General features: G+C 69.4%; 1 protein-coding gene. It reads right to left on the bottom strand.

Annotated elements, in window-relative coordinates; translation table 11 throughout:
* On the bottom strand, positions 1–553 hold a 553-nt coding region (locus tag IEZ04_RS34460; RefSeq protein ID WP_229821496.1), incomplete at both ends, for an NAD(P)-binding domain-containing protein.

The raw sequence follows: 553 nt of genomic DNA, 5'->3' as shown, positions 1-553 counted from the left end.
TAGCCGCGCAGCTTGTCCAGGTGCTCGTCGTCGTCGAGGGCGTTGACCGCGAGGTCGAGCAGCCAGGAGCGGATGACGGTGCCCTCCTGCCAGGAGCGGAAGACCTCGCGCACGTCCGTGACGGAGTCGACCTTCTCCAGCAGCTCCCAGCCCTCGGCGTAGGCCTGCATCATCGCGTACTCGATGCCGTTGTGGACCATCTTGGAGAAGTGGCCGGCGCCGACCTTGCCCGCGTGCACCGAGCCGAAGTCGCCCTCGGGCTTGAGCGCGTCGAAGATCGGCTGCACCTTGGCGATGTTCTCCGCGTCGCCGCCGTACATCAGCGCGTAGCCGTTCTCCAGGCCCCAGACGCCGCCGGAGACGCCGCAGTCGACGAAGCCGATGCCCTTCAGGCCCAGCTCCACCGCGTGCTTCTCGTCGTCCGTCCAGCGCGAGTTGCCGCCGTCGACGACCACGTCACCGGGCTCCAGGAGCTCGGCCAGCTCGTCGATGGTGGCCTGGGTGGGGGCACCTGCCGGGACCATCACCCACACCACGCGCGGCCCCTCCAGCC

The sequence above is a fragment of the Streptomyces ruber genome, assembly GCF_014648075.1.
Taxonomy (GTDB): Bacteria; Actinomycetota; Actinomycetes; order Streptomycetales; family Streptomycetaceae; genus Streptomyces; species Streptomyces ruber.
This window is presented reverse-complemented; position numbering and strand designations above follow the sequence as displayed.